At 59.0% G+C, this 7,839-nt stretch carries 8 protein-coding genes; 3 read left to right on the top strand and 5 right to left on the bottom strand.

The window, feature by feature from the left end:
* On the top strand, window positions 1-663 hold a 663-nt coding region (locus tag ACIREA_RS21505; RefSeq protein ID WP_397384411.1), incomplete at its 5' end, for an alpha/beta hydrolase fold domain-containing protein.
* A 173-nt stretch (window positions 664-836) separates the two neighbouring features.
* Here the strand turns inward: ACIREA_RS21505 and ACIREA_RS21500 are convergent.
* A complete protein-coding gene (locus tag ACIREA_RS21500) occupies window positions 837-1,199 on the bottom strand; it encodes a hypothetical protein (RefSeq protein ID WP_397384410.1) in 363 nt (120 codons plus the stop codon).
* 48 nt (window positions 1,200-1,247) lie between these two features.
* Window positions 1,248-1,427, bottom strand: a complete 180-nt coding sequence (locus tag ACIREA_RS21495; RefSeq protein ID WP_397384409.1) for a twin-arginine translocation signal domain-containing protein — start codon at window positions 1,425-1,427, stop codon at window positions 1,248-1,250.
* 120 nt (window positions 1,428-1,547) lie between these two features.
* Between ACIREA_RS21495 and mutS the strand changes: the two genes are divergently transcribed.
* Window positions 1,548-4,088, top strand: a complete 2,541-nt coding sequence (gene mutS / locus ACIREA_RS21490; protein ID WP_397384408.1) for a DNA mismatch repair protein MutS — start codon at window positions 1,548-1,550, stop codon at window positions 4,086-4,088.
* A 46-nt stretch (window positions 4,089-4,134) separates the two neighbouring features.
* On the opposite strand, the gene ACIREA_RS21485 is transcribed toward mutS, so the two are convergent.
* Genes ACIREA_RS21485 through ACIREA_RS21475 form a run of 3 tightly spaced genes read right to left on the bottom strand, consistent with a single transcriptional unit; the run spans window position 4,135 to window position 6,777 of the window.
* Entirely contained in the window at window positions 4,135-5,004 is an 870-nt protein-coding gene (locus ACIREA_RS21485) for a DUF4062 domain-containing protein (protein ID WP_397384407.1), read from the bottom strand.
* Between the two features lie 51 nt (window positions 5,005-5,055).
* Window positions 5,056-5,757 (bottom strand): hypothetical protein, encoded by a 702-nt coding sequence (locus ACIREA_RS21480; RefSeq protein WP_397384406.1) that lies wholly within the window; start codon window positions 5,755-5,757, stop codon window positions 5,056-5,058.
* A 54-nt stretch (window positions 5,758-5,811) separates the two neighbouring features.
* Window positions 5,812-6,777 carry a hypothetical protein gene (locus tag ACIREA_RS21475; RefSeq protein ID WP_397384405.1) on the bottom strand — a complete coding sequence of 322 codons (966 nt, stop codon included), beginning with the start codon at window positions 6,775-6,777 and terminating at the stop codon, window positions 5,812-5,814.
* Between the two features lie 115 nt (window positions 6,778-6,892).
* On the opposite strand from ACIREA_RS21475, the gene ACIREA_RS21470 reads away from it, so the two are divergent.
* Window positions 6,893-7,798 carry a sugar phosphate isomerase/epimerase family protein gene (locus ACIREA_RS21470; RefSeq protein WP_397384403.1) on the top strand — a complete coding sequence of 302 codons (906 nt, stop codon included), beginning with the start codon at window positions 6,893-6,895 and terminating at the stop codon, window positions 7,796-7,798.
* The last annotated feature ends 41 nt before the right edge of the window (window positions 7,799-7,839 follow it).

Raw genomic sequence — 7,839 nt, 5'->3', positions numbered from 1 at the left:
CAGGTGGAGGCCGACAAGCCGATGATGGAGCGCCTCGCCCAACGCGGCTTTGTCACCGCTCTCGTGAGTTATCGTCTCTCCACCGAAGCGAAATACCCAGCGGCGCTGCACGACTGCAAAGCCGCGCTGCGATGCCTGCGTGCGCATGCGCAGGAGCTCAAAATTGACCCTGAGCGCATCGGCTGCATGGGCGGCTCTGCCGGTGGGCATCTCTCAGGATTGACGGCGATGACGACGGGGCTGCCTGAGTTTGAAGGAGAAGGTCCGTTCAAGGATCAATCCAGCGCGGTGAAGGCCTGCATCGTGATGGCGGCCACGCAGAACCTCGTGGACTCCAACTCTTTCCAAAAGAACGAGAGCGCGATCCTCTTTTTTGGCGGCAATGCGCTGGAAAAGCCGGAGGTTTATAAAGAAGCTTCGCCCATCAAACACGTGCGCGCCGGGGTGCCGCCGACCATTTTCATCGAAGGTGAAAAAGACACGCTCAAGGTGGGCCGTGCGGAGATGATGGAGAAGCTGAAGGCGCTCGGCATCGAAACTGCCGTGCATACGCTCAAGGACGCGCCGCATCCGTTCTGGATGAGCGATCCGTGGTGCGCGGAGACGGTGGACATCGCCGCGGCTTTTTTCAAGAATCACCTCGGCGAGCCGGTGGTGAAGTGAGGGACGTGGGGGCAGTCTGAGAAGGCGCGACAGACTGCCACGCTGTGGTCGTGCGTGAGGCAGCGGGTGTTTCCACACGCTCAGGGACGGGCCCATTCTTCGCACTACGTGCTTCGAAGGACACGCGGGCTGTCGCCACACCCATCCTTCAGGCACGCATTTCAATGCCGCGTTTACTTGCCCGTCTTCGGCAGGGCCTGGACGAGCAGATTGTAGAACTCGTTTTCCTCGTGGGTTTCGCCGTCGCTTTTGAGGATGTTTTTGACCACGCCGAGCACTTCCTTTTGCGCGGTCTTAGTGGTGAAGGCCTGCGCCTTCTCGTTGATGTAATCGAACATGGCGTCGTCGCTCTCGGCGGCCTCACGGGCGCGGGCCAGGGACTCTTCGATGAAGAGGCTCTTCGGGTACTCCGAATCCCAGCCTTCGGCGACAAAGGCGGACTCCAGCAGACGATCTTCGGTCAGTGAGATGTGCGCGTCGGCATAGATGGAGAGACTGAGAATGTCGAACAGGGCTTCGCGCTGGGGTTGGTTCATAATGGCCTATTTTGCAAACATGCTGCTGCTGATCAAGCGCACACTTCATCACACTGAAATCTTCAGTGTCTGGAAGGCTCCTGACTGTGACCCTGCATGAATGGCAGCGCAGTACAGATCTCCCAGCAGGATGAATGAGAAAGGCTTGGTGCTCTCGGCAGCGGAGAGGCCCAGGCATGGCAGGGTGGCGGCGCTGCAGGCTTGCAGGAATCGACGGCGGGAGGGCATGCCGCATTAACGGCACTGCGGCATTTCATCGTTCACCCGCTTCGCTCGGCTCCGAATTCGTCATTCGTCATTGCTCCATCTTGACCTTCCGTCCAACCTCTTGATTCCTTGCCCCCGCCCATGTCCGACGCCAGCACCACTCCCATGATGAAGCAGTACCTCGCCATCCGGCGCGAACTGCCGGAGGACGTGCTGCTGTTCTTTCGCCTGGGGGATTTTTATGAGCTGTTCTTTGAGGATGCGAAGACGGCCTCGCCGATCCTCAATGTGGCGCTGACGAAGCGCAATGGGGTGCCGATGTGCGGGGTGCCGCATCATTCATCGCAGGGGTACATCGCGAAGCTGATCAAGGCGGGCAAGCGGGTGGCCATCGCGGAGCAGACGACGGACCCGGTGCCGGGGAAGATCGTGGAGCGTGCGGTGTCGCAGGTGCTGAGCGCGGGGACGATCAATGATCTCAACCTGCTGGACTCGAACCGATCGAACTACCTCGCGGCGGTGTTTCGCGAGGGGAAGAAGCTTGGCCTGGCGTATGTGGACCACACGACGGGTGAGTTTGAGGTGGCGGAGTTCAAGGATACAACGGAGCTGGCGGATGAGCTGGAACGACTGCAGGCGAGTGAGCTGCTGTACAGTGAGGAGCAGGGGGACTTGATCGCGGCGCTGGGCAGTCCGAGCTGTGCGCAGCCGATTGAGGGGTATCTGTTTTTGATTGATCAGGCGGAGCACAGTCTGACGCAGCATTTCAAGGTGCAGTCGCTGGATGGCTTTGGCTGCCAGGGGCTGAGTGCGGCGATCGGTGCTGCGGGGTGTATTTTGCAGTATCTGCAGTTTCAACTGCGGCGGAGTGTGGAGCACATCCAGCGGCTGCGTTATGCGCAGATCAGCGACGTGGTTCTTATTGATGCCGCGAGTCAAAGCCATCTGGAGCTGGTGACGGCACGAGGTGGCAATGCGCACACGCTGCTGAGCGCGCTGGACCGCACGTGCACGCCGATGGGTGCGCGCAAACTGCGGCACTGGGTGCTGCACCCGCTAAGAGATCTGGAAGCGCTGACGCAGCGGCAGGACATGATCGCGGCGCTGCTGGAAGAGAGCATGCTCTTCAGCCAGATCCGCACGCTGCTGAAGGAGGTGCGCGATTTGGAGCGCACGAGCTCACGCCTGAGCCAGGGCAGCGGGAATGGGCGTGATTTGCTGATGCTGGCGTCTTCGCTGGAAGTGGTGCCGGCTTTGCGGGCGGCGCTGGAGCAGTTGATCGTGGGAGGAGATAAGGAGGGTTCGTCGGCTGAAGGAGGGATCAGGATGATCCCTCTGCTGCTGGCGCGCCTGCATGATCTCACGGGGATCTCGCAGGAGATTCAGCGGGCGATCGCGGATGAGCCGCCGATGCAGATCAAGGAAGGCGGGGTTTTTCGTGAGGGCTACCTGCCGGCGCTGGATGAACTGCGCGCGGCCTCGACGCTGGGCAGGCAGTGGATCGCGGATTTGCAACAGCGTGAGATCGAGCGCACGGGGATCAAGAGTCTCAAAATCAAATACAACGCGGTCTTTGGGTACTTCATTGAGATCACCAAGGCGAATGTGGGCAGCGTGCCGGCGGACTATCACCGCAAGCAGACGACGGTGAATGGCGAGCGCTACATCACGGATGAATTGAAGCGGATGGAGGACAAGATCCTCGGCAGTGAGGAGCGCAGCAAGGCGCTGGAGTATGAGGAGTTTCTGGGGCTGCGCAGCCGCGTGCTGGAGCATCTGGTGCACATCCAGGAGACAGCGGAGACGATTGCCATTTTGGATGCGGTGGGCTCGCTGGCGGAAACGGCGCGGTTGTTTAACTACACACGGCCGGTGCTGAATGAGACGCGCAATTTGTTCATTCGTGATGGCCGCCATCCGGTGCTGGATCAGAACCTGACGAGCGGCGAGCGCTTTGTGCCGAATGACATCACGCTGGAACCGGAGGAGAGCCGCCTGATTTTGATCACGGGGCCGAACATGGCGGGGAAGAGCACTTATTTGCGCATGACGGCGCTGCTGACGCTGATGGCGCAGATCGGCAGCTACCTGCCGGTGTTCAGCGCGGAGGTGGGGCTGGTGGATCGCATCTTCACGCGCATCGGCGCGAGTGATGACCTCGCGCGCGGGCAGAGTACGTTCATGGTGGAGATGAACGAGACGGCGCTGATTTTGAACAATGCGACGGAGCGGAGTCTGGTGATTTTGGATGAGATCGGGCGCGGCACGTCAACGTTTGATGGACTCAGCATCGCGTGGAGCGTGGCCGAACACATCCACGACAAGGTGGGCGCGCGGGCGTTGTTTGCGACGCACTACCATGAGATCACGGCGCTGGCGCAAAGCCGCAGTGCGGTGAAGAACTACAACGTGGCGGTGAAGGAGTGGAACCAGCAGATCATCTTCCTGCGCAAGATCATGCCTGGCTGCGCGGAGAAAAGCTATGGGATCCAGGTAGCAAGGCTCGCGGGGCTGCCTGAGGGAGTGATTGAGCGCGCGAAGGAAGTGCTGCAGCAGCTCGAAGCGGGGCACCAGCCTGCGGAGAGCGTGAAGGAGGTGCCGGTGGCGACGAGTGTGCCGGCGAAGGTTCGGAAGAAAACGGTGAGTGATGCGGACGCTGGGCAGATGGTGCTGTTTGGGTGATTAAGTCCTTCACAGGTAGTCCAAATAACACCAAGGCCTGAAAGGGTTAAGATGCCCTTTCAAGCAACGACTCAAAATCGCACCTATTCACAAATTTACGGCCTTCGTCGGAGAACCCATATACTCCCCTATTATATTCTCGAATTAAACCGCGCAGGATCAGCTCATCCTTATTGTCAAAGTCGTAGAAAGAGCTTGCGCGCGACAATTCATCGCGATTTTCAAGCAAAGAATGAATTGCCCCACTCTCATCTAGCAGGGATTTTAGCTCTGAGAATGTGAGTCCGTTGAATTGAGCCAACTCACTTCCCTTGGTGCTTTCAGCTCGAAGCTTTGCGTTTTCGTTGCTGAGACGAGCCATCTCATGCAATAAAACTGCCGAATCAGTTTGTTCAGTTGCACGTACCCAGCCCACAAGTTCTTCGCGACGAGCGATGTGTGCCAATGTTTCAATGACAGCGATCTTGATATCCTTCGCATCATCCCAAAGCCTACAAAGCTTGGTCAGCACAAGAGAACGAAACTCCGTCAACTTCGTTCCATTTGTCGTCTCAATGAATGCTGCCCCCCCTACTCGGACACGAGCATCAATCATGCTTTCGTTGATCACGCAAGCAAACAGAGGCTTGTTGGTGGCGACGGCATATTCGTACTCAAGATGAGTGTAGCTCTTGCCGGATGTTGGCTCAAGCGAACCGTAACGGCCACCAAGAATGAGCATGAAAACATCCGATTCATCTATCCATTGTTTGATGACATCCATCTGCGACTCATCACCAGCTGTGAACAACTCCATCCCAGCCGGCATATGCCCTGCTGACAAGATGGCTGATACCGCAGCCTGTCGTTCAACGATCAAGTCGGTATAAGTGGATGAGACGAACACCTGAAGTTTTTTTCGCACAAAGTCTGCCATGAAGCGACGCTGGCACACATCACCGCGAAGACAACTTGAGATCGTCGTTCATCACCTTTGCAAGGAGCGATCCACGAGGCCTTCGTAGATTTTGCGGCGTTCGTCGAGGCCGAGGCCTTGGTTGCGGAGGCCGAGCATTTGTTGGTTGATGGTCTCGCGCTGGGAGGTGCTGAGGCGGGAGAGTTTGGCGACCATCTCGGGGGGCGGGGCCTTGGGGTAGCCGTCTGAGGAGAAACCCTCCTTGTAGTTCACGGCGGCGGCTTTGGCCTCGTTGAGCTGGGAAGATGTGAGCGGTGGGGCGTTGCCACCGGAGGTGCCGGAGCCACCACTGCCGCCGGATTTTGCGCGAGGGGGTTTGGGTGGTGGCTTTTGGTAGCGGACGGAGATGACCTCGCCGCCGGGGATCTGGATCTTGGCGGACCAGGTTTGGATCTCGGCGGAGTTTCCGCCGACGCCGACGAGCTGCCAGCCTTGGAAATTGGGGGTCTTGGAGACGACGTGGGACTCGAAGGTTTTGGTGTCGAGCAGGGTGGCGAAGGTGTCTGTTTCGAAGTGGGCGACACCGGTGAGGATGAGGGAGTCGGAGACGCCGAGGGAACGGGTGAAGGGGGAGTTGGTGACGAGCGCGTCAAAGTCTTCCATGTTCACCGAACGCGGGATCGCACCATCGTCATCAGGTGAAATGGTCTCTGCGGCATGCAACGTCACCGCCATGCACAGGCCAAGGAAGAGGGCACAATGCATCTGCTTCATGGAGTTCCCTTTCTTCCTCATGGGGTGAAGTACGACGGGAACGGCAACGAACCATCACGGCAGCTTCTGAAATTCCGACCAGCCCTCCCAGGCGATGCGCTGGAGGTCGGCGCGGTCTTTGTCGGAGAATTTGCGGGTGAGGGGGTTGCCATCGCGGTCCTTGGTCTTGTCGTGGGTGGGGGTCTCCATGGTGCGGGTGTCGGTGACGGAGTCGATGGGGAGGCCGACGGGGCTTTGATGGAAGATGGCGGCATACAGAGTGCATGCGGTGAGGTAGGACATGGTCTGATTGAGATGGGCGTCATTGATGAAGCGCAGCGTGAGATCGGGGCGCTGGGTCTGGCAGCGCAGGGCGACGAGAGCCATGGGGGCGACGGAGGCATCGATGCGCTTGGCGAGTGCGGCGATGGCGCGCTCTTTGGCCAGGATGGGTGCGGGATCGGGGACCTTGGTCAGGGGCTGCGGGTTTTGCGTGTTGGGTGTGGTCTCGTAGAGGATGACACGTGCGCCCTGGGCTTTGGCGAGTGCGGCGAACTTGGGTGCGTATTCGGCATAGAGTGTGGGATCGCCCTCGATGTCATCGCGATAGGACTGGAGGACGATGATGTCCCAGGGTTTGCGGTTGGCCTCGAGCTTGGCGAGCACTTCGGCATGGCGTGCGAGGGCGCTTTTGGCGTATTTGTCCTTGGGGTCTGCGGCATCTTTTTCGAGGGCGGCGATGGTGGCCTTTTCCTCGGCTTCGGTGAGGGTAGATTGTTTGACGATGTTTTGTGTACCGAGCCGCCAGTGGTCTTTGAGTGTGCGGCCGCCGTAGATGACATCGGTGCGATTGAAGGTGAGGCCTGGATTGCCGGCCTCCGCCATGGCTTTCACCACGGCGGAGAGATTGTGACGTGCGGTGAAGCTGTTGCCGATGAAGAGGACGTTCAGTGTTTTCGCTTCGCCGGCCGTGCCAGCCGCCATGGGAAGTGAGAGGAGTGCGAATGCCCAAATGGCGATGTGATGGAAGGTGCGTGTCATGGTCGGAGGAGTGGGAACGCGTTTTTGAGTTTCGTCTCTCACCGATTCAGCGCGACGACGATGAAACTTCTCATGCAAGGAATCCAACGCCCGCTAGTTTATCAACTCACTCATTATGTCCACACGCCGCCATTTTCTTCACACCGCCCTGGGGTTTGCCGCCCTGCCACATTTCGCAAAGGCGGCTGCGCCAAGCGGTGTCAGCCTGGGTTTCAGCTTGTATGGGATGAAGACGCTGACTTTGAGCGAAGCGCTGAAGGTGTGCGCGGAGATCGGCTATGCGAATGTGGAGATGGCTTTGAATGCGGGGTTTCCGACGGAGCCGAAGGTTTTTACGGCGGAGGCGCGGGCTGACGCGGTGAAGCAGCTTGCGGCGCTGAAGCTGGACCTGCCGTGCCTGATGGTGAACCTGAGCCTGACGGCGGATGACAAGGCGCATGCGCTGAACCTACAAGGCATCAAGGATGCGGCGCAGGTGGCGCGGGACATGAATGCGGCGCAGCCGCCGATCATCGAAACGGTGTGCGGTGGCAAACCGGCAACGTGGGAGCAGCAGAAGACGGGCATGGTGGAGAAGTTGCAGGTCTGGGCGGAAGTGGCGGAGAAAGAGAAGACCGTGATCGCGATCAAGGCGCATGTGGGCAGTGCGGTGAACTCGCCGGAGCGTTTGCTATGGCTGCTGGAGCAGGTGAAGTCTCCGGCCATCCAGGTGACGTATGACTACAGCCACTTTGAACTGCAGGGCATCGGCATGGAAGAGAGCATGAAGCTGCTGCTGCCACGCACGAAGTTCATTCACGTGAAGGACGCGACGGGTGATGCCGCGAAGTTTCAGTTCCTCCTGCCGGGCGAGGGAAAGACCGATTACGTGAAGTATTTCACCGCGCTGAAACAGCATGGTTACGCTGGTCCTGTGGTGGTGGAAGTGAGCGGGCAGATCTTCAGCAAGCCGGGATATGAGCCGATTGCTGCGGCGAAGAAGTGTTATGCGGTGCTGGCGGGGGCGCTGGCGAAAGCATGAAGACTGCTGACTGCTCCGAGGGTTTGTGAAGAAACATGGTT

This window comes from Prosthecobacter sp., assembly GCF_044373815.1.
Classification (GTDB): domain Bacteria; phylum Verrucomicrobiota; class Verrucomicrobiia; order Verrucomicrobiales; family Verrucomicrobiaceae; genus Prosthecobacter.
This window is presented reverse-complemented; position numbering and strand designations above follow the sequence as displayed.